Raw genomic sequence first — 21,960 nt, 5'->3', positions numbered from 1 at the left:
GCATGGCGCCCCCTGGGCGGCCCGAGCACTTGCGGTCACCGCGGACTTAAACGTCGCCCAATCTTGATCCTACCAAGGACCACCTCCGGCGAAGCCCTTAGGGTGAAGCCCTTAGGGTATCGACCGAAATTTCACGATAGTTCGATTGCGTTTAGCTCTTGGTCATCCGCCGCAACCAGGAGATGGCCGTCGTGTTTTCTCAAGCAGCCCTTCTTTCGGACTTCGGAACACAACCCCATTTCCCTTCGCCGGGTATCGGCCACAACGAAACTCTCACCGGCCACTCCCTCTTCGCATCCTGCCCCGGCCTGTTGGGCACGGCGTTCACTTATGCCAAGGGCGAGGAAATCTATGGCGACGACCAGCCTGCGGAGTATGTCTACGAGGTGATGAGCGGCGCCGTTCGCACCTGCAAGCTCCTTGACGACGGTCGCCGCCAGATCGGCGCCTTTCTTCTGCCGGGCGATGTCTTTGGCCTGGAATCGACCCCGAACCATCGTCTGACGGCCGACGCGGTTATCGATACGACCGTCCGCATCGTGCGGCGGCGCAGTCTGGAGACTGCGGCTCAGAACGATATCCGGGTTGCCAACGCGCTTTGGGCGATAACGGCGCGCGATCTTCGCCATGCCGAGGATCACATGTTGCTTCTGGGTCGCAAGACCGCGTCTGAACGCGTCGCGGCTTTCCTGCTGGAAATGGATCGGCGCCTGACCGTCGCCGGTCTGATCGAACTTCCCATGTGTCGCCGCGATATCGCTGACTATCTTGGGCTCACGCTCGAGACGGTGTCCCGCGTGCTGTCGCAGTTCCAGGCCGAGGGCATGCTGGGACTGTCGGGCGCACGACACATTGCGCTACACAATCGCCAGCGTCTACGCAGCATGAATATCTAATCGTGTTGAAGCGCCGACTTGTGTGGATTGTTCCAGTGCAGGCCACGGTGAACGCATTCGTACCGTGGCCGCTGCCTCGAATCCGCTCAGGGTTCGCCTTCCCGCGCAAGGATCAGCAGGGCCTCTTGCAGGAGCCGCTCCCTGCGGACATCCGCATCCAGCCGATGCCATGAGACGCGGCCGATATCATAGCCGGTCTGTGCGAGCACCACCGCAGGATCTGCGTCGGAGGCGTCGCCCCGGCGGTTAGCCACCCTCTCCACCATCACCGGTGTCGCTGCCTCGAGCCACAATCCCGTGAAATGAGCCCCTGTCCGCCGAGCAATGATCTCTGCATTGTCGCGTTCGAACGGCCTGGCATGGACGGCGTCCAGCACCACGCTGCTGCCCGCGGCGAGCGCGAGGCGGGCCTTGCGGTTCAGAGCATCATAGACGGCAGCACTGCGCACTGACGTGTAGGCGCAGGCGGGCAGCCTCTCGGTTTCGGGCACACCGGCGAGGTGTTTGCGCTCGACGTCACCGCGCAGGATGATGGCACCGGGCGCGCGGCCGATCGAGGGCGCGATGGCGGCAGCAAGCGTGCTCTTTCCGGTTCCCGACAAGCCCCCAATCGCGACCAGTTCGGGTTCGTTCGGCTCCAGGAACAGCTGCGCGAGATTGAAATAGCGCCTGGCGTCCTCCTCCATGGCAGCCACCTTGTCGGCCGTCTGCATCGGCGCGGCGGAAGCCGAGATCTTGGCGCGGAGAGCCGCCCGAATGCTCAGGAACAGCGGCAGCGCCTTGAGGCCGGCGAGATGGGCCTCCTCGTCAGCATCCCAAAGATATCGATTGAGAACCGCATTGGCGGCTCCTTCCATCTTGCGGTCCCATAGATCCATCAGCAGGAACGCAAGATCGTAGAGAATATCGCAGGTGGCGATCGCCTCATCGAATTCGATCGCGTCGAATAATGTTGGCCGCCCCTCGATGATCGCGATGTTGCGCAGGTGAAGATCGCCGTGGCAACGCCGCACGAAGCCTGCCTCACCCCGCTGTATGAGGAGGTCGTGGCTGGCCTCGAAGGCCAACTCGCTGGCCTTGGTCAGCTCGCAGACTGCCTCTGGGGCGAACAGATGCGGGCTCTCCCGCAGTGCTTCGTCATTCTGCCGGATGTAACGACCAAGGCTTCGGGTGGCTTCGCGCCCATTGCGTCGTGGAGCGCCCCGATGAGACGTCAGAACAGCTTGCGTCGTAGCAATCAGAAGGTCGGGGTAGAGTTCACCCGCCTCCGCCACGCGATCCAAGGTCCGGTTCTCGTCGAAACGGCGCATGCGTACGACCCAGTCGATGGCAGCGCCCTCCCCGCCAAGCACCAGCCGCGAGCCAGATCGCGTGATGGGGACGGCATCGACATAGATCTGGGGTGCGAAAGCCTTATTGACCGCAATCTCCCTTTTGCAGGCCTCTTTCCGTCTGGCGACAGTGGAGAGGTCCATGAAAGGATAGCGCACGGCGCGCTTGAGCTTGAGGGCATTTTCGCCGGCAAGGAAAATAATGGCACCATGGGTATCGATACGCTGCACCGGCCCCTGAGTGGCATATATCGCTGGATCGGACAGGAAAGCGATCACCTCATCCTGCTCTTCGACGATATGCGATACGGCCGGAGCCTTCTTTGCCACACCGAGATTGCGGTCAAGCATAGGATTCCCGCTGAGTTGCAAGCCTTGATGCCATAAGTAGGGAATGCCGGCTGCTGCATATTGATCCAGCTCAACTCCGACTTAATATCGAGTCGGAGAATCTTCCTGGCGTAGCCGCCCCGCCGGAGCCGATCAGGTATGTCGCTGCTCCGGCTGTTTCCCACTCATTAGAGCCACAATCCAAAGAGCGATCTTGAGCAAGACGCAACCACCGATGCCGAGCCAGGCGCCACACGGCGAAAATATCAAGTCCGGCCTCGAACGCACGGCTGTAGGGATGTGGGATTTCGATTTCTCGACCCGCACCTTCACCGTGTCCGACAGAGCACGGGAGCTTTTCGGCCTGTCCACGGATGGCGTGCTCGATTACGACAAATTCCTGTCTCTGCTCGATCCCCAGGACAGCGTCGCGACAGTCTCTGCCCTGCAAAGATCCTTCGAGACTGGAGGAGAACTCGACGTACAATGCCGGGTGAGGACGACATCCAACGCCAACCATTGGCTGCGCCTGCGTGCCGGTGTCACCCGTGATCCGTCTGGAGATGACCTTCGCCTCAGTGGCATCATTCTCGATATCGATGAGGAAAAACGCCTCGAGGATGCCCTGCGTACGCGCGAGGAGCACCTCAGATCGATCCTTGAGACGGTTCCGGATGCGATGATCGTCATCGACGAAGCCGGCATCATCCAATTCTTCAGCCGTGCGGCCGAACGTCTTTTCGGTTACCGGGAATCCGCGGCAATCGGCACGAACGTGAATGTGCTGATGCCGGAGCCGGATCGCTCACGCCACGATGGTTATCTCGCCCGCTATCAACAGACTGGCACGCAGCATATTATTGGTGTTGGTCGAATCGTGACCGGTAAGCGCCAGGATGGCTCGACCTTTCCCATGCATCTGTCCGTCGGCGAAATGCGCTCCAGTGGGCGACGTTATTTCACCGGCTTCGTGCGCGACCTCACCGAGCAGCAACAGACACAGACCCGCCTGATGGAACTGCAATCCGAACTCGTGCACATGTCGCGTCTGAGCGCGATGGGCGAGATGGCGTCGGCTCTCGCGCACGAACTGAACCAACCGCTGGCCGCCATCAGCAATTATCTAAAAGGTGTGCGCCGCATGTTGGAGGCCAACCCGGATTCGAAGGCCGACAAGATCGAGATGGCGCTGGATCGCGCCGCGGAACAGGCAATCCGCGCAGGCCAGATCATCCGGAGACTGCGCAGCTTCGTCTCACGAGGCGAAACAGAGAAGCGTGTCGAAAGCATCTCCAAACTGGTGGAAGAGGCCGGCGCCCTCGGTCTTGTCGGCGCGCGCGAGCAAGGGGTTATTCTGCGCTTCGATCTCAACCCGGATTGCGATCTGGTTCTCGCCGATCGCGTTCAGATCCAACAGGTCTTGGTCAATTTGTTCCGTAACGCCCTCGAGGCCATGCAGGGAGCGGCCCGAAGGGAACTCACGGTATCGAACCTGCCGATCGCCGACGATATGGTTCTCATTGTCGTGGCAGATACGGGACATGGCTTCGCCGAGGGTGTGAGGTCCGGCCTGTTCCAGCCCTTCTTCACAACCAAGCAATCCGGCATGGGAGTTGGCCTTTCGATCAGCCGCACCATCATCGAAGGTCATGGCGGCAAGATGTGGGCTGAGGCGAACGAAGCAGGCGGGGCAACTTTCAAGTTTTCACTCTCGTCCGGTTCCGCCGTGGAGCCGATGAATCTCCAGGAGAATGCCCCCGATGCCCCATAATGCTCGGGTCTTCATCATCGACGACGATGCCGCCATGCGTGACTCTCTAGAGTTTCTGCTCGGTGCGGCCCACTTCACCGTGACGGCGTTCGAATCGGCCGCTGAATTTTTGGAGGCTCTGCCTCACCTCGGCTTCGGCTGCGTTGTGACCGACATTCGCATGCCGGGTATCGACGGCATCGAATTGCTCAGGCGCCTGAAAGCGAAATCCAAAAAACTGCCCGTCGTGGTCATGACGGGCCATGGCGATGTGCCCCTGGCGGTCGAGGCCATGAAGCTTGGCGCCATCGAGTTCTTGGAGAAGCCTTTCGAAGACGACCGCCTGGTCAGCGCGCTCCGCATGGCTTTTGAGCAGAGCATCAAGAATGCCAAGGTCAGCGGTGACACCGCCGACCTTGCAATGCGTCTTGCCTCGCTCAGCCCTCGCGAAAGGCAGGTTATGGAAGGACTGATCGCAGGCCTTTCGAATAAGATGATCGCGAAGAACTATGATATCAGTCCACGTACAGTGGAAGTCTATCGCGCCAATGTCATGACCAAGATGCAGGCGGCAAATATTTCTGAACTGGTAAAGCTGGCCATTCGTGCTGGCGCGATAGAACAGTAGGAGATCCGGCGCAGCGATTGACCCCGCGTTCACGGAACCGGTTCAGTTCATGCAATTGTAAGTTCGTTTCGCACATCGGTCACGCCGGGCGCCGACCAGGCAGTGGCGGCAGCGGTTGCCCGTTCCTCTGGCGATTGGACGGTGCCGGTCAGGCGTACGTTTCCGCCCTCGGCAGTGACGTTGATCGTCTGGGGATCGAAGAACCAGGATCGATGCAAGGCGTGAGTGATGTCGTCGCTGATATTCGAAATATCCACCGCCGGTTTGAGCGTGATGAGATTGGTGATGCCAACAATGCCAGGCAAGCGACTGACACACTGTTCCGCAGACTTCCTCTGATAGTCCCAGGCGACTTCACCGTCCAATGTGAGCCAGCGCTCCTCGATCGTCACCTGGACGCTGTCCTGAGGCACGTAGACATCGGCGGCGATACGATCCGCGGCCGCCCTTGCGATCTCGTCGTCAGTAATCCTGACGTCGCCCGCCAACCTGACCTTGATCTCTTCCACCACGCCCTTCACGCCCTTCACCCGCCGGGCAGCGGCTTCGGCGGCGGATTTTTCCGCGAAGGTTCCCACGTGGCCCGTGAGAGTCACGATACCATCCTCGGTTGAGACACCGATATGACCGGCCGAGACGCTTGGCTCCCAAGCCAGCTCATCAAGAACGGCCCTCTGCAGCTTGCTGTCATGAGACATCTAAAATCCTCCTAAGTGCTATCGGAACCTGGGACAACCTTAGGAATTTGCGGGAGGAAGCGCCTTGATACGGATCAAGCGAGGCTTCGGGATCCAGCCGCGCCGGCGCTACCCTCGTTTGAGGCATATCAACGAGACCTTTCAAAAAGCGCGGTAGTCTTCGTCCTCGCAAGGTCTCCGTCCTCAACACCGGCCCAGGCTTCGTCATGACGTCCTCATTCGCGCAGGCACTCGTCGATATCGTCGATGACGATCGGGACGTTCTCGGCTCTCTGCGTTTTCTCTTGGAGGCAGAGGGCTTCGAGGTCAGAACCTTCAACAGCGGTGCCGATTGCCTTGCCTGCCCCTCCGGCAAATCGCCGGACTGCTTCGTAATCGACTACAAGATGGAAGGAATGAACGGGCTTGACCTCGTTCGCTGCCTGCGGATGGCCGGGCAGTATGCACCGATTGTGTTGATTACCGGATATCCCGATGAGACCATCCCGACGCGGGCCTTGCTCGACGGCGTCCGTCACGTCGTTCTGAAACCGCATGTCGACGAGAGCCTGATAGCCCATGTACGCTCGGCCATAGCCGAGGCGGCTGTCAAACGGGGCTAGCGCGTTTTACTTTCAGATCGAATCACCAAGAATCGCAAAATGCGTTGATCTCAGTAGGTTAATTTCGAAATCTGCTCCTACCTGAACGCATTTTGCTTCAGGCCTCTCGAGGCGTGATCGTAGTGGTCCGCCGTTCTGGCACAGGGAAGATCAGTAATCTGTCAGTTGCGCGGGCACGCGGAGCGTAGCCAAACCTCAGGCGCGCGGCCTTGCGGCCCTCTACCCCCCAACCATAGTCAACATGCCGGCCACAAACAGCAACCCGGCAAGCCCCGGATAGAACAGAGCTTGCGCTAACCGGTTCCTCGGCCTGAAACCGAGGCCGAACATGAACAGCCCAGCTGCGCCGAACATCATGACGGGCAGACCGGTGTGAACACGCCACTCGGGAATACCGCTCAGCACGTACGGATATACAAGCAGCAGAAGGCTGACGCTGCCAGCAGAGGCCAGGGACAAACCCCTGGCCCAGGCATGCCAGAGCGGGGCAATCTTACCGCGCGCGATCATCGCCGCGGACCTCGCTCAGCTCGGTCTCGTGAAGTTCAAGCCACATGGCGTTGAGGATCGAGAAGGCGCCGGCGAAACCGACCCCGAGAACCCAGGCGAAATACCACATCGTCTTGCTCCTGTTTCAATAGTGGTGGGCGGAAGTGTCGGCGATCTGCTCGAGCGTCACCCTCCCGCGCAGCACCCGATAAACCCAGGCGGTATAAACGAGGATGATGGGCAGGAAGATAGCGGTCGCGAAGAGCATGATGCCCAGCGTCAGGCGGCTCGATGAAGCGTCCCACACCGTGAGGCTTGCGTTCGGATCGAGCGACGACGGCAGGAGGAAAGGAAAGACACTTAGCCCGGCCGTGGCGATTGTCCCGGCAACGCCGAGTGCGCTCGCCACGAAGGCGAGGATGTGCTGGCGAACCCCGAGCAGCAGCACAGCACCGAGCGCGCCGACCACGGCCAGCAGCGGCGCAGCAATCGTCCAGGGCATGGCACCATAATTGGTCAGCCAGCCTCCGGACACGCGCGTGACCGTCTTCAGCAACGGGTTCGACGGACCGTCATGCGGCATCACGCCAGCCAGTTGGTAGCCGTCGATGCCCTTGGTGACCCAGAGGCCCGCTATCGCGAATAGCACGACCATGGTGAACGCCGCATAGCGCGCCAAGAGCATGGCCCTGCCCGCTACGGGCTGGCCGGCCTTGAGGGCCAGATACGTGCCACCATGCATGACCAGCATTGCCACACTCACCAGCCCGCACAGAAGCGCGAACGGATTGAGGAGCCCGATCAGCGATCCCGCATAAGTCATGCGAAGGGTTTCGTCGAAGCTGAAGGGCACACCCATGATAACGTTGCCGAAGGCGACCCCGAAGACCAGCGAAGGCACAAGACCGGCCACGAACAGCACCCAGTCCCAGATGCTGCGCCAGGTCGGACTGGCGAGCTTGGAGCGGAACTTGAAGGCGACCGGGCGCAGGATCAGCGCACACAGGATCAGGAACATCGCGAGATAGAAGCCCGAGAAGGCCACGGCGTAGAGCGGCGGCCAGGCTGCGAAGATCGCCCCTCCCCCAAGGATGAACCAGACCTGGTTGCCCTCCCAGACAGGGCCGACGGTGTTGATGACGACACGCCGCTCCTCATCGGTCTTGCCGACGAAGGGAAGCAACATGGCGGCGCCAAGATCGAATCCGTCCATGATGGCAAAGCCGATCAGGAGGATGCCGAGGAGTGCCCACCAGATCAGGCGCAGGGTTTCATAGTCCAACATAGTGTGATCCTTTCAGGGACTATTCGGCCTGGGCCCGAAGCGGTGCCATTATTGTCGGCTCCGGTCGACCTGCTTCGGTCACCGTCGGCCCCAGACGGATCGCCTTGACCATCAGGTAGACGTCGACGACGAGCAGTGTCGAATAGAAGACGATGAAGCCGATGAGCGTCGTGAGGACATTGCCGGCTGACAGGCTGGATACCGCCAAGAAAGTGGGGAGGACGCCTTCGATCACCCAGGGCTGGCGACCAACCTCGGCGACGAACCAGCCAAGCTCGGCAGCGATCCAGGGCAGCGGCAGCGACAACAGGGCCACCCACAAGAACGCTCTTGCCGACACGAGACGCCGCGTGGATGCCAGGTAGAAGCCGACAGCGAAAAGCAGGATGAAGAAGAAACCGAGCCCGACCATCAGCCGGAAGCTCCAGAACAGCGGCGAAACTTGCGGCACCGTGCTCCACGCGGCCGTCTCGACGTCGGCGTCGGTGGCATTGAGGATATCCGGCCGCCCTTTCTTCAAAAGCAGCGCATAACCCAGATCATCCGCGTGGGCTTCGAGCGCGGCCCTGGCGTCGGCATTGCTCCGGTCGGCGCGGAGCTTTTCGAGAGCCCGGTAGGCGATCAGGCCCGAGCGGATGCGCGTCTGGGCATGGGCAACGAGATCGTTGATGCCGGGCACCTCGGTGCTGATCGAGCGCGTAGCGATGAGACCGAGCATCCAGGGCACCTTGACCTCGTAATCAGTCCGGTGCGTCTCCTGGTTGGGCAGGCCGAACAGCGTGAAGGAAGCGGGCGCCGGCTCGGTATTCCACATGGATTCAATGGCGGCGATCTTCATCTTCTGGTTCTCGCCGGCCGTATAGCCGCTCTCGTCCCCCAGGACGACGACGGAGAGGGCCGCCGCCAGGCCGAAGCTCGCCGCCACCGTCATCGAGCGCTTGGCAAGCTCGGGATGGCGGCCAAGCAGCAGGTAGAGCGCGCTGATCGCCAGCACGAACACAGCGCCGGTGACATAGCCGGCGCTGACCGTGTGCACGAACTTGGCCTGCGCCACTGGATTGAAGATCACTTGCGAGAAATCGGTGACCTCCATGCGCATGGTGTCGGGGTTGAAGCGGGCGCCGACGGGATGCTGCATCCAGCCATTGGCGATGAGGATCCAAAGGGCCGACAGGTTGGAGCCGAGCGCTACCAGCCAGGTCACGGCCAGATGGGCGACCCTGGACAATCGATCCCAGCCGAAGAAGAACAACCCGATGAACGTGGCTTCGAGGAAGAAGGCCATCAGCCCTTCGATCGCCAGCGGCGCCCCGAAGACGTCGCCGACATAGTGGCTGTAATAGGCCCAGTTCATGCCGAACTGGAATTCCATGGTGATGCCGGTGGCGACGCCCATGGCGAAGTTGATGCCGAACAGCACGCCCCAGAACTTCGTCATCTGCCGCCAGATCTCACGGCCGGTCATGACGTAGACGCTCTCCATGATGCCAAGGAGCACGGCGAGGCCAAGCGTCAAGGGAACGAACAGGAAGTGATACATGGCCGTCAGGCCGAATTGCAGTCGCGAGAGCTGCACGACATCCATGGCGAAAGTCACGGCTCCAGATTCCTTGAATGAGGGCTGCCGACATCCGTGCCGATCAACCTCGTTGCTATGCTACCGGCGTCCAGCTTCGGGCGCTGCGAGGGCCCGAATAAGAAAATGGCAGCCGCGAATACTATCGCCAGCTTGATGGCGATCACTATGGCGACGTCCCGTGTGAGCGAACGCTTCGGCATGGCGCTCTTATCCCATGAATTGGGTAGTCGTGTCTTGATCTAAATCATGTCGAGCTTGGCCCCGACCGCAATCGTGGCACTTGAGCCAGGTCAAGGTCCTGCGCCTGCAATCATGCTTTCTGGCAAGCAGACGACCTACCGGGGCAATACTCGGCGGCCAATCGGTTCAAGGCGATGGAGGCTTCAATGCTGGTAAAAGACGTCATGACACGCAAAGTGATCAGCGTGCAGCCGCAGGCGACACTGTCCCAAACGATCGACGTCATGATGCGCTGGAATGTGAGCGGTCTGCCAGTTGTCAGCGAGGACGGTTCGCTGGTCGGCATCATCAGTGAAGGCGACCTGTTGCGACGCCCCGAAATCGGCACGGAAGGACCACGGGCGGGCTGGCTCGAGAGCCTGTTCCGCGCGGGCCACGCCGCGGAGGTCTATGCCCATAGCCACGGACGGCGCGTCGACGAGATCATGACCACCAATGTCGTGACCGTCCGCGAAGACGATCGGCTGGAGGATGCCGCTCGACGGATGGAGAAGCATGGCATCAAGCGACTTCCTGTCGTTCGTGACGACAAGATCGTCGGCATCATTTCTCGCGCAGATTTTGTGCACGTACTCGCCGGCTTCGTTCGTCCCGCCTACGAGGATCAGCCGGTCAGCGACCAGACCATCAAGGCGGCCATTGAAGCGGAACTCAAGGCCGAGCCGTGGGCCCCTGCCGACACCGTCTCCGTTGAGGTGAAAGATGGTGTCGTCGACCTGAACGGCGTCCTCACCGATGAAGCACAGCGCAACGCCGTCCGGATCATTGCGGAAAACACAGATGGTGTGACAGCCGTGCGAGACAATCTGAGTTGGGTCGAACCAATCACCGGTTTCGTCGCCCCTCCTCCGGGACGCAATGGCGAAGACCCGGTTGCCCGATAAGGTGAAGTCCGGAATTCTCTGAATAATCATCGGCGATGCGCGTGAAGAATGACCTGGGATATCTGACCATGCCCCTCGCCGAGGACCGCATCGAAACGTCCAAACCCTCGAATAGACTACGGGTCCTATGGACGCGTCTGAAAGAACACCCCCTGGCTCGTGTCGGTCCAGGCCTTATTACCGGCGTGGCTGACGACGATCCGAGCGGCATAGCCACATACTCGCAAGCCGGGGCGCAATTTGGCCTCAACATGCTTTGGACGATGCCGGTTGCCTTCCCCCTGATGGCCGCCATGCAATCCATGTGTGGGCGCATCGGCCGGGTCACAGGAAGGGGACTTGCTGCCAATATCAAAATGGCGTTTCCACCAATTGTTCTCCAGAGCGTTGTGTTGCTGCTGGTGATCGCCAATGTTCTCAATATCGCCGCAGATGTCGCCGCAATGGGCGAGGTTGCGGAACTCGTCAGTGGCATCAATCGTCACTTGATGACGGCCTTTTTCGTATTTGCGACGCTCTTGCTTCAGGTCTTCATTCCATATCACCGCTACGTCTACTTCCTGAAGTGGCTGACGCTCTCCTTGCTGGCCTACGCAGCTGTGCTGTTCACAGTGCATGTCCCCTGGGCAGAGGTTGCGTGGCGCACGGTTTGGCCGAGCTTCACCCTCAATTCGGGTGCGGCAGCCATGATCGTCGGGATCTTCGGCACCACCATCAGCCCCTACCTCTTTTTCTGGCAGGCCTCCGAAGAAGTGGAGGAGATGCAGGTACGAGCTGGCGAAGCGCCTCTCATGACCGATGCATCTGCAGCCCCGAGGGAACTTCGGCGGATTCGCTGGGATACCTGGAGCGGCATGCTTTATTCCGACGTGACATCATTCTTCATCATCCTGGCAACTGCCGTGACCCTCAATGTTGCGGGAATCACCGATATCGAGACGGCTGCGGAAGCGGCAAGCGCGCTCAAGCCGCTCGCTGGAAATCTTGCCTACATCCTCTTTGCCCTCGGCATCCTGGGCGTCGGTCTGATCGGTGTTCCCGTCTTGGCCGGGTCCGGAGCCTATGCCCTTTCCGAGGCGCTGGGTTGGAAATCCGGCCTCGAGCTGAAAGCCGTCGACGCCCGCGGATTCTATGGCGTGATCGCCGTCAGCGTGCTTTTGGGTCTCGTCATCCAGTACTTACCGATCAGCCCGATGAAAGCGCTCTTCTGGAGCGCGGTCATCAATGGGGTGGTCGCCGTGCCCCTGATGGTGGTGATCATCCTGTTGGCTTCGAAGAAATCGGTGTTGGGCGCTTATACGGCGGGCTGGCCACTCATCGGGCTGGGCTGGGTGGCAACGATTGTCATGGGCGTGGCGGCCGTGGTGATGTTTCTGCCAGGCTAGGGGCGTTCCGGCCGGCCGTGACGACGCAATAGCTGGCCTCGGCCTGCTGCCGCTCGGCTCCAGGAAGCGGCGGCTGTTGGACAAGTCGCCGGTTCGACGGCGGCGGGCATCGATACCGTTACGGCGGCATGCCCTTAATCCACTTGTGGGATGCCCTTGGGACGCCGATTACTGCGGCGTATGCCGGGATGTACCTATTTCTCGCGGATTGTATCCCAAGAGCTGAGGATCAACGATGACTGCGATGTGGTAGAAAATCCGCATGACAGACATCAATCACCCAAGCTCGTCAGACCGCATCAGCTATGTGATTGCGATCGCCCTGATCGCAATCGCCTTGGCAAGTGTTGCATGGATCTTGTTTCGCGAGACGGGACACTGGCTGCCCGTAAGCTTTTCGGGCTCGGTGAGGTTTGAGGGGTGAGTTAAGCAGAGAGGGGTAGGCCCCCCGCCAGAGCCATACTTTTCGGAGCATGAAAATAATAAAAATCTGCTCTGACGGCTCTGGCGGGGGATAGATACGCCCTAAGTCCCAACCTCGCGGTCATTACAACTGTATAGGCGAGAGACTTATGCCTCCATGTGTGAGCACGGGCCGTATGGTGATTCCGCCCGCCTCCGTCCCGGCGTGCAGGCCGCAAAGTTCATTCTCGATCTTGTCGTCGAAGTGCGGCTGGGGAACAGCCGTATTGGACGCAAAGATGTGGACTCCTCTTGCGCTGCTCTTCTGCCCGAATATAAAATGATCCCTGAAAGCTCGTATAGTCCTAGGGTATATTTTTATTCTCAGGGGATCACATGCAGACGAGTGACCAACTGCGGGCAGCCCGCGCGCTCATTAGGTGGGACCAGAAAATCCTGGCACAGAGGTCGGGTGTCTCCGTCCCGACTATCAAGAGACTGGAGGCTCAATCTGGAATCCTATCGGCGAATGTGCCGACGCTCGCCGCTGTCCGGCGTGCCCTTGAATCCGCGGGTGTGATCTTCGTCGCCGAGAATGGCGAGGGGGCAGGCGTGCGTCTGAGGAAGCATTCAATTCAGTCAGCACCCCCTGAAAACGATCTGGTCGTCGAGTTCGATCAGAACTCCGGCGAGTGCTTCGCCACTTGCGACGGCGCGCGAAAGTTCATGGGTGTGTTTGAAACACGCGAGCTCGCGGAGACCGCTGCCGAGGAATATCAAAGGGAGCTCGACTGGCATAAGGCGAAGCTTGAGCACCCCAAGGGGTAGGGCTGGCTTCAGTCTCCGGGGCGTGCAGGCGGCCCGAAGATCAGCATTCAACCTGAATGCGCTACCCCAGCCCCGTGATAATTGAAATGTAATCTCCGTTTTATCTAAAGTTCGCTCAACTTATTTAGCTTCATCGACCATGACAGATTCAATACACATTCTATTTACTAAATAATTCGTACAATATGCTATACTATAATAGTGATTCGCGGGAATCCATACTATAGGTGCCATAAAGTAGTATCTACGCATATCTATTTAGCCGATTTCGCATCGGCTTGCGTTGCGGCACCAACAGCTGCGAGAAAATCCGTCCCCACCACTACCTCTTTTTAGGCAGGCAGCTGCCTAAAATTCGAATGGCACGACAGTTCTGGCCGACTTATTCCAGCACTACCGGCTTCGCGAACTGGCGGCACAGCTTCAGACGTCGCATTCAAACCTCAGCCGCCTTCGCAGCGGTGGTCACTGTTCCGCGGAATTGTTTAAGGTCGTGTGTTTGTGGATGAACAGGGATCCGCGCGTTTATTTGAGCTAGGCACCCCGCCATCCTCCCAGCGGGGCCCTTGCTCAATCAGGTCACATGGCAAAGAATCCGGCCAGGAAGCGAGCCAGGAGGCCAGTTGGAAAACTGGCTGGAATAATCATTGACAATGACGATATTTTGCAACGATCATTGCTAAAATGTTCGTCGGGAGGAGTCGCTGTGCTTAGAATTGCGGTCTTGGGCTGCGGCCGGATCGGGCAAATGCATGCTTCGAATGTCGCGGCACATCCAAGGGCTGAGCTTGCCGGTGTGTTTGATGTCGTGAGTGAGGCTGCCGTCAAGGTCGGAGCAAAAGAAGGTGCACCGGTCTTTCGGACCGATGACGATTTGTTCGCGTCAAAAGATGTCGATGCTGTGCTTATCGCGAGTTCGACGAGCACACATGCCGATTACATCGAGAAGGCTGTCGCCGCTGGCAAGCCGATCCTGTGCGAAAAGCCGATCGACCTCAGCCTGGAACGAGTGGATCGCTGTGCAAGGACCATCGCCAATACGACCTTGCCGATCATGCTCGGCTTCGTCAGGCGCTTCGACCCTACCCACCGAGCCACGCGCACCGCTATCCAGAACGGCGACATCGGCGACCTGCAGCAGATCGTCATAACGTCCCGCGACCCTGGCATGGCGCCCGCGGCCTATATTGAAGTCTCGGGCGGCATCTTTCGCGATATGACGATCCATGATTTCGACATGGCCCGCTTCCTGCTGGGAGAGGAACCGGACACGGTGAGCGCCGTCGGAAGCCGGCTGGTGAATGCACCGCTGATGGATCGTTGCAATGACTGGGACACCGTATCGGTCGTCCTCACCACGTCATCCGGGAAGCAATGCGTCATTCTGAACTCGAGGCAGGCGGTCTACGGCTATGACCAGCGCGTCGAAGTGTTCGGCAACAAGGGCATGGCCATTTCGGAGAACCGGCGAACGCACGAGTCCGTGCGCTTCACCTCGGAGTTCACATCCCGCGGAACGCCCTACCTCAATTTCTTCATCGAGCGATATGCGGAGGCGTTCAATGCCGAGATCGGCGCGTTCGTCGATGCCGTCGAGAACGGCACGCCGCCGGAAGTAGGTTTCGAGGACGGCCGCCTCGCGCTGATCCTGGCGGAGGCAGCCAGCAGGTCCATCCGCGAGGGCCGGCCCGTTAAGACCAGCGAGGTCGCATGAGCATCTACTGGAATTTCGGTCTGTTCATCGACGGCCAGTGGCGCGAGGCGTCGGACAAGGCCCGCGCTCCGGTCGTCAGTCCCGTGCATGAGCGCGTGCTGGGCGAAGTGCCGGTTGCCACACCTGCGGACACCCAAGAGGTTCTCGAAAGCGCCGCGGAGGGGTTCGCGCTCTGGAAATCCCGAACGGCTTTCGAGCGCGCAGACGCCCTGCATCGCGTCGCCGACGAAATGCTTCGGCGCAAGGACGAAGCCACCCGGATGATCTCAAGCGAAACGGGCAAGCCCCTCGCGCAGTCCGAGCGCGAATGGGGCCTGGCCACGGACCAGTTCCGCTGGTACGCCGAAGAGGCCCGCCGCATCTATGGCCGCGTGATCGAGACCCGCGTGCCAGGGGGCCGCTTCGAGGTCCTGCATGAGCCAGTTGGCATCGCTGCCGCCTTCACGGCCTGGAACTTTCCGGCCGCGCTGGTCGCCCGCAAGATCGCCCCTGCCCTCGCCGCCGGCTGTTCGACGATTGTCCGTCCATCGAGCCAGACTCCGGGCACGGCCATGGTCATGGTCGATTGCATCAAGGCCTCCGGCATCCCGGCCGGTGTCGTCAGCCTCGTCGTCGGCCCGACCAGCACGACCTACAATCCCATCATGGCCTCCGCCGCAGTGCGCAAGGTTTCCCTGACGGGCTCCACTCGCGTCGGTCAGCAGATGATCAAAGATGCTGCGGAGACGGTGAAGAAGGTCTCGATGGAACTCGGCGGCAATGCACCGCTCATCATCTATGACGACGCCGACCTCGAAATGGCGCTCAACGTTTCCGTGCCGACCAAATATGCCAATGCCGGCCAGGTCTGCGTGACGCCCGACCGCTTCTTCGTTCATGAGAGCCTGCTTGACGCCTTCGTCGAGGGCTTTGCCGCGAGGGCAAGCGCCCTCAAGCTCGGGGATGGTCTAGACAGCACGACACAGATGGGGCCCCTCATCAACAGCAAGCGCCGTGACGAGATCGAAGCCATTGTCGCCGAAGCGGAAAAGGCCGGAGCGAAGGTGGCGGCCGGCGGCCGCGTTCCTCCCTCCTTCAATTCCGGCTTCTTCTTCGAGCCGACGGTGCTCACCCACGTCGAAGATGGCATGCGGGTCTTCGCAGAGGAGAATTTCGGGCCGATTGCGGCAATAACGCCCTTCTCGACGGACGACGAAGTCATCGCCCGGGCCAATGCCAGCGACATGGGCTTGTCCGCCTATGCCTTCACGAACAGCCCCAAGCGGGCCCGCCGCACCGTCGCGGAGTTGAAGGCGGGCATGGTGGGCATCAACAGCTTTGCGCTTGCAGCGGCCGAGGCCCCCTTCGGCGGCACCAAATATTCGGGAATGGGCCGGGAGGGTGGCACGGAGGGCATTTCCGACTATCTTGACACCAAGCTGGCCCAGATCGTGTTTTGAGGAGGCACCCGTGATCAAGAACAAGCTGAAGGAGATCTGGGCGCAGGGACGGCCCACGATCAACGGGTGGCTCTCGATCGGCAACTCGTTCACGGCGGAGATCATGGCCGCGCAGGGCTATGACAGCGTTACGGTGGATGTGCAGCACGGCGCTCTCGACTATTCCATGCTGCTGCCGATGCTTCAGGCCGTGCGGGCCTCCGGCGTCGTTCCGATGGCCCGTGTGCCCTGGCTCGAACCCGGCATCATCATGAAGGCTCTCGACGCCGGCGCCTATGGCATCATCTGCCCGATGGTGAACACGGCCAGGCAGGCCGCCGAGTTCGTGAGCTATGTGCGCTATCCGCCGATCGGGCAGCGCAGCTTCGGGCCGACACGCGCCAATTTCTCCGCGGGGGCGAACTACGCCGCAGAAGCCAATGGCGAGATCCTCGGCTTTGCCATGGTCGAGACGGCCGAGGCCATGGCGAATCTGGACGCGATCGCCGCCACCCCCGGCCTGGACGGCATCTATGTCGGGCCGGCTGACCTGACCTTCAGCCTCCACCAGGGACGCCTCGCCCCGGCGTTCGATCGCGAGGAGCCGGAGATGATCGAGGCGCTGCAGAAGATCGTGGCGGCGTGCAGGAAGTCGGGCAAGATCGCCGCCCTGCATTGTGGAACGCCCGACTACGCCAGGCGCGCCATTGAATGGGGCTTCGACATGACCACGGTGGCAGGCGATTCCAGGCTGCTCGCCGCCGCCGCCGGAGCGAGCGTCGCGCGATTTCGCGAGCTCACCGGCAAAACGGCCGCAGCGCCATCGGTCGCGAAGTCGGTCTATTGAGAGCGGAGGGCCCGGAGTGGGCTATGCCTGCAAGGTCGTCCTTAAATCATAGAGTTTGGGCATCGCCGCCATGGGAATCTCCTCCCGGCGCCCTGACCTCAGCGATTGCAGGCCGGCCTCGGCCACGCGGGTGGCGGCGTAGCCATCCCAGGCGCTTGCGCCGTTGGGCCGGCCCGACCGAATGCCCTCGATCCATCCCTGCGCCTGCAGGCGGTAGGCATCCTGGAAGCGCGGGCGCCAATCGACGGGATAGCTCGCACCCTGCGACAAGGCGTGGTTGACGATGCCGTTAACCGGCCTTTGCAACTCGACCGTGCCCTTCTCGCAAACGAGTTCGCCCTTCACATCATAGCCATAGGCGGCGTCGATGAAGACCTCGATGGTCACGAGGGTGCCGCCGGCGCCGTCCAGCACCAGGAACACCGGCGCGCCGGGCGATTGGGCCGATGTGCTGGCTGGCCGGAAGACGGAAATGGCGGTCAGGTCGCCCGAGAGCAACCAGCGCGCAATGTCGAATTCGTGGACGGCCGAATTGGCGATGGCCATGCCGCCATCGAACCAGGGCGGCGCAGCGACGTTGCGATGAATGCAGTGGAACAGCAGCGGTCTTCCAAGGAGGCCCGCCGCCAGGTGGCTCTTCATCTCCACATAGGACGGATCGTAGCGGCGCATGTAGCCCACCTGGACGAAGCGCTTGCCCGCCTTCACCTCGGCGTCAATCAGTTCGAGGCATTCCTGCGAGGTCGGGGCCAGGGGCTTCTCGCACAGCACCGGCTTGCGAGCGGTCACGCAGGCGAGGGTCAGTTCCTTGTGGGTGCTGTCCGGCGAGGCGATCAAAACGGCATCCACCTGCGGATCGTCGATAAGGTGCATCGGATCGCCAGCCACGTCGATGGCCCCGACCTCATCGGCAATCTGCCGCGCACGTTCTGGATTCGCGTCATAGATGCCGTGGATGCGCGCTCCCGCGACCTGCGAAGCGATCGTGCGGGCGTGATCGGCGCCCATCACACCGACGCCGATAATCCCCAACCTGACGGTCATGCCTTCTCTCCCGACGCCGGCTCTTCACCGGTGCCATACCAGCCAAAAAGGGCGGCCCGACGCCGCCGTATTCATGCGGCTCCACGGCCGCATGCGTGAAGCACACCGACCGGTCCTCCACGCCCCCGGCAAATCCCAGCCTCGGGCGGCGGGTCGTGGCAGCTGGCCGAAGACCTGAGATGTCGCACTTGATTCTAGTGCAACGAATATTGCCGAGATGTATTAGTGTCAATTATCATTTCTACAGACTGGCGTTCGACCCTTGCCCTGGCGAGTCACAGCCTCGAAAATAACATTTGCAGCCCCATTGCAATATGGGTTGCAAAAACCAATGAAAAGAAATAATCATTGCAAAAGCCCAAGGTCCGTGGCGCTGTGGGGCCCCCACGGGGATGGTACCAATCGCGATCCCACAGGCCACTCATGCAACATGAATGAGATGCATCAATAGTTGCAATCTCCGAGTGATGCGCCATGAATAGACAAACAAGAAATTAATCAGGGGGAATAAGGTATGACACTGCTGCAGCTGAAGTCCGTCTCAAAGAGCTTCGGCGCCATCAAAGCATTGACAGATGTCGAGTTGACGATCGGCCGCGCCGAAATCGTCGGCCTGATGGGGGACAACGGGGCAGGCAAGTCAACCTTGGTCAAATTGATCGCCGGCAATTTTCCGCCGACGTCGGGCGAGATCGTCCTTGACGACGAAGCCGTACATTTTCACAAGCCGGTCGAGGCGCGCGCCAAGGGCATCGAGGTCGTCTACCAGGATCTCGCGCTCTGCAACAATCTCTCGGCAGCCGCCAACGTCTTCCTGGGCCGCGAGATAAAGAAACGCACAGGCCCGTTCAGCTGGCTCGATCATGGCGCCATGATAAAGAAGGCCGGTGAGCTTTTCGGCGAACTGAAATCCGAGACCCGTCCGCGCGATCTGGTGCGGCAGATGTCGGGCGGCCAGCGACAGGCTGTCGCCATCGCCCGCACCCGGCTTTCCCAGGCCAAGATCGTGCTGATGGACGAGCCGACCGCCGCGATCAGCGTGCGGCAGGTCGCCGAGGTGCTCCACCTCATCCACCGCCTGCGCGACACCGGCATCAGCGTGGTGCTGATTTCCCACCGCATGCCGGACGTCTTCGAGGTGTGCGACCGCGTAATCGTCATGCGCCGCGGTCACAAGGTGGCCGACAAGCGCATTGCCGAAACCTCGCCGGAGGAAGTTACGGGTCTCATCACCGGCGCAATCCACACAGCCTGAGGTCGCGATGACGGACGCTTCTCCCAACCGCTCCAAGGTCACCCCGCCCTCCAACGTCTCCATCGAATCCGTCCTGACGGTGAAGGAGAAGTCGTTGTGGCAGGTCCTGATGTCGAGCCAGGCCTTCTGGGTGACGATCGCGCTGATCGTCATCTGCCTTGTCATGTCCATCCGCGAGCCGCGCTTTGCCACGGAGGACAACTTCTACAATATCACCCGGAACTTCGCTTTCATCGGCATCATGGCCCTTGGCGCCACCCTGGTGATAATCACCGGCGGCATCGACCTGTCCGTGGGCTCGGTGATGGGCTTGGTCGCGGTCGCCTGCGGCTTGACGCTGGAGGCAGGCTATCCCTGGTACGCCGCCGTCGCCGCGGGTCTTGCCGCGGGCGGCATCGCCGGCGGCATCAATGGCGGCCTCATCGCCTATGTGGGGCTGTCACCCTTCGTCGTGACGCTCGGCATGCTCTCCGCCGCGCGCTCGGCCGCCGTCGTGCTGTCGGGCAACAGGATGCTCTACAATTTCGGGCCCGGCGGCCCCTCGTTCAAGGTGATCGGCGCCGGCGCCATCCTTGGAATCGCCAACCCGGTCTGGGTGCTGGTCATCCTCACCCTCGCCATGTTCGTGGTGATGCGCATGACGACATGGGGGCGCCATCTGCTCGCCATCGGCGGCAATGAACAGGCCGCCAACCTTACCGGCGTGCCGGTCAAGCGCATCAAGATGCAGGCCTACACGATGTCCGGTCTCAGCGGCGCCATCGCGGCGATCCTGAGCGTCGGCTGGGCCGGCTCGGCCATCAACTCGCTCGGCACGGGCTACGAGCTCCGCGCCATCGCATCCACCGTGATCGGCGGCGCGAACCTGATGGGCGGTGAAGGAGGTTCCTTCGGCGCGTTCATTGGTTCAGCTCTCCTCGAGGTGATCCGCAACTCCCTTCTCATGGCCGGCGTCGACTCCAATTGGCAGGGCGTCTTCGTCGGCAGCTTCCTGGTTCTCGCGGTCCTGCTCGAACGCATCCGCGGCAAACGACGCGAATGACCGGCCAAGGCCGGTGTCGTGTGAAACGCCCGGAACAGGGCACAACACCTCTGGAGGAAACCATGCTCAAATATCTGCTCACTTCGGCGGCCATCGCCGTAAGCCTTGCCGCGACCGCTGGCAGTGCCAGCGCCGCAGAGAAATATACCTTCGCCCTGGTGCCTAAGAACACCAACAACCCGTTCTTCGATCAGGCCATGGCCGGGTGCAAGAAGGCGGAGAAGGAACTCAACGGCGCCATCGAATGCCTCTATGTCGGACCCGGCGAGCATGGCGGCGGCGACGAACAGGCCCAGATGGTGCAGGACCTGATTACCAAGGGCGTCGACGGGATTGCTGTTTCCGCTGCGAATGCTCCCGCGATCGCGGCTGCCCTGCAAGGCGCGGCTGCCGCCAAGATCCCGGTTCTGACCTGGGACTCCGATCTGCTGCCGGACGCCAAGGGCGAGCGGGCCGCTTACGTCGGCACCCATAATTACGAGATCGGCGTCAACCTCGCCAAGGTCGCCATGAAGATCAAGCCAAAGGGCGGCAAGATCTGCATCCAGTCCGGCGGCGCCGCCGCGGCCAATCACAACGAACGCATGAAGGGCATCCGTGACACGTTGGCTGGAAAGGAAAGCGCTGACTCACCCGGTGAGCGACTGACGGGCCAGAATGGCTGGACGGAAGTCGATGGCTGCCCCCTCTACACCGATGACGATTTCCCGAAGTCGGTGCAGCAACTCGAGGACATCCTCGGAAAGTATAACGATCTCGATGCCTTCATCCCGACGGGCGGCTTCCCCGAATTTCTGCCGGACGCCTATCGGCAGGTTGCCAGCAAGTACAAGGACAAGATCGCTTCGGGCGCGCTTGCCCTCGTGGTTGCCGACACGCTGCCTGTGCAGATCGACCTCCTGAAGGAAGGCCTGGCCTCCGGCAATGTCGGCCAGCGTCCTTTCGAAATGGGCTACAAGGCCATGTACTTCCTGAAGGACATCAAGGACGGCAAGACGCCGCCCAAGGACCCGACCTATACCGGCCTCGATGTCTGTACGCCGGACAATGTCGCCACCTGCATCGGCGGCGGTAACTGACGCAAGGGACCGCTTGAGCTTCCTCGGGCTCCTTTTGAGCTGAACTACGGTATGCCGCGCAACTTAGGTCGCGCGGCATCTCCATGCCAGAAGCAAAATTTGTTCAGACAGGAGCGGATTTTCAGGTTAGCGCATTGGGATCAAAAGCATTTTGCGATTCTTGGTGATTCGATCTGAGGGTAAGATGCGCTAGAAGCACCATCGGGTACGGCACCCCTTGAGGGCCGTGGCCGA

At 60.9% G+C, this 21,960-nt stretch carries 21 protein-coding genes; 14 read left to right on the top strand and 7 right to left on the bottom strand.

Annotation, left to right across the window (positions count from 1 at the left end; all coding sequences use genetic code 11):
• Nucleotides 1-182: 182 nt before the first annotated feature.
• Nucleotides 183-896 (top strand): helix-turn-helix domain-containing protein, encoded by a 714-nt coding sequence (locus tag ACMDCR_RS15800; RefSeq protein ID WP_413993636.1) that lies wholly within the window; start codon nucleotides 183-185, stop codon nucleotides 894-896.
• Between the two features lie 86 nt (nucleotides 897-982).
• On the opposite strand, the gene ACMDCR_RS15795 is transcribed toward ACMDCR_RS15800, so the two are convergent.
• Complete coding sequence (locus tag ACMDCR_RS15795) at nucleotides 983-2,578, bottom strand: AAA family ATPase (RefSeq protein ID WP_413993417.1); 1,596 nt, start codon at nucleotides 2,576-2,578, stop codon at nucleotides 983-985.
• Between the two features lie 193 nt (nucleotides 2,579-2,771).
• On the opposite strand from ACMDCR_RS15795, the gene fixL reads away from it, so the two are divergent.
• Together fixL and fixJ are read left to right on the top strand one after the other, a co-directional pair.
• Nucleotides 2,772-4,328, top strand: a complete 1,557-nt coding sequence (fixL, locus tag ACMDCR_RS15790; protein WP_413993416.1) for a sensor protein FixL — start codon at nucleotides 2,772-2,774, stop codon at nucleotides 4,326-4,328.
• Nucleotides 4,318-4,935, top strand: a complete 618-nt coding sequence (fixJ, locus tag ACMDCR_RS15785) for a response regulator FixJ (RefSeq protein WP_413993415.1) — start codon at nucleotides 4,318-4,320, stop codon at nucleotides 4,933-4,935. The genes fixL and fixJ overlap by 11 nt, the downstream gene beginning before the upstream one ends.
• A 47-nt stretch (nucleotides 4,936-4,982) precedes the next feature.
• Here fixJ and ACMDCR_RS15780 read toward each other — a convergent pair whose 3' ends face one another.
• Complete coding sequence (locus ACMDCR_RS15780; RefSeq protein ID WP_413993414.1) at nucleotides 4,983-5,633, bottom strand: BON domain-containing protein; 651 nt, start codon at nucleotides 5,631-5,633, stop codon at nucleotides 4,983-4,985.
• 206 nt (nucleotides 5,634-5,839) lie between these two features.
• Here ACMDCR_RS15780 and ACMDCR_RS15775 point away from each other — a divergent pair, with 206 nt between their 5' ends.
• Nucleotides 5,840-6,235: a response regulator transcription factor gene (locus ACMDCR_RS15775; protein WP_413993413.1), complete on the top strand. Its 396-nt coding sequence runs from the start codon at nucleotides 5,840-5,842 to the stop codon at nucleotides 6,233-6,235.
• A 219-nt stretch (nucleotides 6,236-6,454) separates the two neighbouring features.
• Here ACMDCR_RS15775 and ACMDCR_RS15770 read toward each other — a convergent pair whose 3' ends face one another.
• Genes ACMDCR_RS15770 through ACMDCR_RS15755 form a run of 4 tightly spaced genes read right to left on the bottom strand, consistent with a single transcriptional unit; the run spans nucleotide 6,455 to nucleotide 9,594 of the window.
• Nucleotides 6,455-6,745, bottom strand: coding sequence for a cyd operon YbgE family protein (locus ACMDCR_RS15770; RefSeq protein ID WP_413993412.1), 291 nt, complete (start codon nucleotides 6,743-6,745; stop codon nucleotides 6,455-6,457).
• Nucleotides 6,729-6,854, bottom strand: a complete 126-nt coding sequence (gene cydX, locus ACMDCR_RS15765; RefSeq protein WP_413993411.1) for a cytochrome bd-I oxidase subunit CydX — start codon at nucleotides 6,852-6,854, stop codon at nucleotides 6,729-6,731. Before cydX ends, ACMDCR_RS15770 begins: the two co-directional genes overlap by 17 nt.
• A gap of 15 nt (nucleotides 6,855-6,869) precedes the next feature.
• Nucleotides 6,870-8,009 (bottom strand): cytochrome d ubiquinol oxidase subunit II, encoded by a 1,140-nt coding sequence (cydB, locus tag ACMDCR_RS15760; RefSeq protein ID WP_413993410.1) that lies wholly within the window; start codon nucleotides 8,007-8,009, stop codon nucleotides 6,870-6,872.
• A gap of 19 nt (nucleotides 8,010-8,028) precedes the next feature.
• Nucleotides 8,029-9,594, bottom strand: coding sequence for a cytochrome ubiquinol oxidase subunit I (locus ACMDCR_RS15755; protein WP_413993635.1), 1,566 nt, complete (start codon nucleotides 9,592-9,594; stop codon nucleotides 8,029-8,031).
• 380 nt (nucleotides 9,595-9,974) lie between these two features.
• On the opposite strand from ACMDCR_RS15755, the gene ACMDCR_RS15750 reads away from it, so the two are divergent.
• From ACMDCR_RS15750 to ACMDCR_RS15720, 7 genes are all read left to right on the top strand, one after another.
• On the top strand, nucleotides 9,975-10,712 hold the full coding sequence (locus ACMDCR_RS15750) for a CBS domain-containing protein (RefSeq protein ID WP_413993409.1): 738 nt from the start codon (nucleotides 9,975-9,977) through the stop codon (nucleotides 10,710-10,712).
• Between the two features lie 41 nt (nucleotides 10,713-10,753).
• Nucleotides 10,754-12,097, top strand: a complete 1,344-nt coding sequence (locus ACMDCR_RS15745) for an NRAMP family divalent metal transporter (RefSeq protein ID WP_413993408.1) — start codon at nucleotides 10,754-10,756, stop codon at nucleotides 12,095-12,097.
• A gap of 262 nt (nucleotides 12,098-12,359) precedes the next feature.
• Nucleotides 12,360-12,521, top strand: a complete 162-nt coding sequence (locus ACMDCR_RS15740; RefSeq protein WP_413993407.1) for a hypothetical protein — start codon at nucleotides 12,360-12,362, stop codon at nucleotides 12,519-12,521.
• Nucleotides 12,522-12,895: 374 nt separating this feature from the next.
• Nucleotides 12,896-13,327 (top strand): helix-turn-helix domain-containing protein, encoded by a 432-nt coding sequence (locus ACMDCR_RS15735; RefSeq protein ID WP_413993406.1) that lies wholly within the window; start codon nucleotides 12,896-12,898, stop codon nucleotides 13,325-13,327.
• A gap of 748 nt (nucleotides 13,328-14,075) precedes the next feature.
• Nucleotides 14,076-15,041, top strand: a complete 966-nt coding sequence (gene iolG, locus ACMDCR_RS15730; RefSeq protein ID WP_413993405.1) for an inositol 2-dehydrogenase — start codon at nucleotides 14,076-14,078, stop codon at nucleotides 15,039-15,041.
• Nucleotides 15,038-16,480 (top strand): NAD-dependent succinate-semialdehyde dehydrogenase, encoded by a 1,443-nt coding sequence (locus ACMDCR_RS15725; RefSeq protein WP_413993404.1) that lies wholly within the window; start codon nucleotides 15,038-15,040, stop codon nucleotides 16,478-16,480. Before iolG ends, ACMDCR_RS15725 begins: the two co-directional genes overlap by 4 nt.
• Nucleotides 16,481-16,490: 10 nt before the next feature.
• Nucleotides 16,491-17,306 carry an HpcH/HpaI aldolase family protein gene (locus ACMDCR_RS15720; protein ID WP_413993403.1) on the top strand — a complete coding sequence of 272 codons (816 nt, stop codon included), beginning with the start codon at nucleotides 16,491-16,493 and terminating at the stop codon, nucleotides 17,304-17,306.
• Between the two features lie 21 nt (nucleotides 17,307-17,327).
• Here the strand turns inward: ACMDCR_RS15720 and ACMDCR_RS15715 are convergent, their stop codons facing one another.
• Nucleotides 17,328-18,350, bottom strand: coding sequence for a Gfo/Idh/MocA family protein (locus tag ACMDCR_RS15715; RefSeq protein WP_413993402.1), 1,023 nt, complete (start codon nucleotides 18,348-18,350; stop codon nucleotides 17,328-17,330).
• Nucleotides 18,351-18,864: 514 nt separating this feature from the next.
• On the opposite strand from ACMDCR_RS15715, the gene ACMDCR_RS15710 reads away from it, so the two are divergent.
• The 3 genes from ACMDCR_RS15710 (at nucleotide 18,865) to ACMDCR_RS15700 (ending at nucleotide 21,726) form a co-directional block, all read left to right on the top strand.
• Nucleotides 18,865-19,605, top strand: a complete 741-nt coding sequence (locus ACMDCR_RS15710; RefSeq protein WP_413993401.1) for an ATP-binding cassette domain-containing protein — start codon at nucleotides 18,865-18,867, stop codon at nucleotides 19,603-19,605.
• Between the two features lie 7 nt (nucleotides 19,606-19,612).
• Entirely contained in the window at nucleotides 19,613-20,647 is a 1,035-nt protein-coding gene (locus ACMDCR_RS15705; protein ID WP_413993400.1) for an ABC transporter permease, read from the top strand.
• A 62-nt stretch (nucleotides 20,648-20,709) separates the two neighbouring features.
• Complete coding sequence (locus ACMDCR_RS15700; protein WP_413993399.1) at nucleotides 20,710-21,726, top strand: substrate-binding domain-containing protein; 1,017 nt, start codon at nucleotides 20,710-20,712, stop codon at nucleotides 21,724-21,726.
• The last annotated feature ends 234 nt before the right edge of the window (nucleotides 21,727-21,960 follow it).

It is taken from the genome of Labrys okinawensis (genome assembly GCF_047345005.1).
In the GTDB taxonomy this organism is placed as follows: domain Bacteria; phylum Pseudomonadota; class Alphaproteobacteria; order Rhizobiales; family Labraceae; genus Labrys; species Labrys okinawensis.
This window is presented reverse-complemented; position numbering and strand designations above follow the sequence as displayed.

Excerpts from the sequence above, each read along its gene's own strand:
- ACMDCR_RS15725 (WP_413993404.1), top strand. The coding sequence starts at position 15,038 with ATGAGCATCTACTGGAATTTCGGTCTGTTCATCGACGGCCAGTGGCGC.
- cydX (WP_413993411.1), bottom strand. The coding sequence starts at position 6,854 with ATGTGGTATTTCGCCTGGGTTCTCGGGGTCGGTTTCGCCGGCGCCTTC.
- cydB (WP_413993410.1), bottom strand. The coding sequence starts at position 8,009 with ATGTTGGACTATGAAACCCTGCGCCTGATCTGGTGGGCACTCCTCGGC.
- ACMDCR_RS15795 (WP_413993417.1), bottom strand. The coding sequence starts at position 2,578 with ATGCTTGACCGCAATCTCGGTGTGGCAAAGAAGGCTCCGGCCGTATCG.
- ACMDCR_RS15700 (WP_413993399.1), top strand. The coding sequence starts at position 20,710 with ATGCTCAAATATCTGCTCACTTCGGCGGCCATCGCCGTAAGCCTTGCC.
- ACMDCR_RS15710 (WP_413993401.1), top strand. The coding sequence starts at position 18,865 with ATGACACTGCTGCAGCTGAAGTCCGTCTCAAAGAGCTTCGGCGCCATC.
- ACMDCR_RS15800 (WP_413993636.1), top strand. The coding sequence starts at position 183 with ATGGCCGTCGTGTTTTCTCAAGCAGCCCTTCTTTCGGACTTCGGAACA.
- iolG (WP_413993405.1), top strand. The coding sequence starts at position 14,076 with ATGCATGCTTCGAATGTCGCGGCACATCCAAGGGCTGAGCTTGCCGGT.
- ACMDCR_RS15775 (WP_413993413.1), top strand. The coding sequence starts at position 5,840 with ATGACGTCCTCATTCGCGCAGGCACTCGTCGATATCGTCGATGACGAT.
- ACMDCR_RS15705 (WP_413993400.1), top strand. The coding sequence starts at position 19,613 with ATGACGGACGCTTCTCCCAACCGCTCCAAGGTCACCCCGCCCTCCAAC.
- ACMDCR_RS15780 (WP_413993414.1), bottom strand. The coding sequence starts at position 5,633 with ATGTCTCATGACAGCAAGCTGCAGAGGGCCGTTCTTGATGAGCTGGCT.
- ACMDCR_RS15770 (WP_413993412.1), bottom strand. The coding sequence starts at position 6,745 with ATGATCGCGCGCGGTAAGATTGCCCCGCTCTGGCATGCCTGGGCCAGG.
- ACMDCR_RS15755 (WP_413993635.1), bottom strand. The coding sequence starts at position 9,594 with ATGGATGTCGTGCAGCTCTCGCGACTGCAATTCGGCCTGACGGCCATG.
- ACMDCR_RS15715 (WP_413993402.1), bottom strand. The coding sequence starts at position 18,350 with ATGACCGTCAGGTTGGGGATTATCGGCGTCGGTGTGATGGGCGCCGAT.
- ACMDCR_RS15740 (WP_413993407.1), top strand. The coding sequence starts at position 12,360 with ATGACAGACATCAATCACCCAAGCTCGTCAGACCGCATCAGCTATGTG.
- ACMDCR_RS15750 (WP_413993409.1), top strand. The coding sequence starts at position 9,975 with ATGCTGGTAAAAGACGTCATGACACGCAAAGTGATCAGCGTGCAGCCG.
- fixJ (WP_413993415.1), top strand. The coding sequence starts at position 4,318 with ATGCCCCATAATGCTCGGGTCTTCATCATCGACGACGATGCCGCCATG.
- ACMDCR_RS15735 (WP_413993406.1), top strand. The coding sequence starts at position 12,896 with ATGCAGACGAGTGACCAACTGCGGGCAGCCCGCGCGCTCATTAGGTGG.